Raw genomic sequence first — 494 nt, forward strand, 5'->3', positions numbered from 1 at the left:
CCCGGCGCCCGCCGCGCCGGCCGCAGCGCCCGCCCCCATCGAGTGAGACGGCCCATGATCCAAGTCCCGCGCGCCCAGCCCGCCCACAAGATGCTGACCGCCCGCCTGGCGGAGCTGCACCGCACGCTGCTCAACGCGCAGGCCATCGGCCACCCGGCGGCCAACAACCCCTACGCCCTGCTGCAGGCGGTGATGCACGACCCCGCCTTCGCCTGGCTGCGCGCCTATTCCGACCTGATCCTGCGCATCGACGAGGCCGGGGCCAAGGGCGCGACCCCCTCGGCCGAAGCCATGCAGGACTTCCTGGCAGGGGCCACCGAGCTCACCGAAGGCGACAACGAGACCCAGTCGAAGACCCGCAACTTCCTGCTGCGCCGGGACGTGGCCCAGGCCCACGGCGCGCTGCGGGAAGTGCTGGTGGAATTGCGGCGGAGCCTTTCGCAGTAGGCGAAGGCAAGCCGAAGGCCAGGGGGAATGAATTCCCCCTGGACCCC

1 protein-coding gene is annotated in these 494 nt (G+C 71.9%); it reads left to right on the forward strand.

Translation table 11 applies throughout. The features are described 5' to 3' along the window. Window positions 1–54 precede the first annotated feature (54 nt). The gene (locus BKE38_RS29405) at window positions 55–447 is read left to right on the forward strand and encodes a hypothetical protein (RefSeq protein ID WP_076960639.1); all 393 of its coding nucleotides are present in this window, start codon (window positions 55–57) and stop codon (window positions 445–447) included. Window positions 448–494: the final 47 nt, after the last annotated feature.

Origin of the sequence: Teichococcus deserti (assembly GCF_001982615.1) — a bacterium.
GTDB classification, from domain to species: domain Bacteria; phylum Pseudomonadota; class Alphaproteobacteria; order Acetobacterales; family Acetobacteraceae; genus Pseudoroseomonas; species Pseudoroseomonas deserti.

Bases quoted from the DNA above. Each gene is read 5' to 3' on its own strand.
- BKE38_RS29405 (WP_076960639.1), top strand. From the start codon at position 55: ATGATCCAAGTCCCGCGCGCCCAGCCCGCCCACAAGATGCTGACCGCC.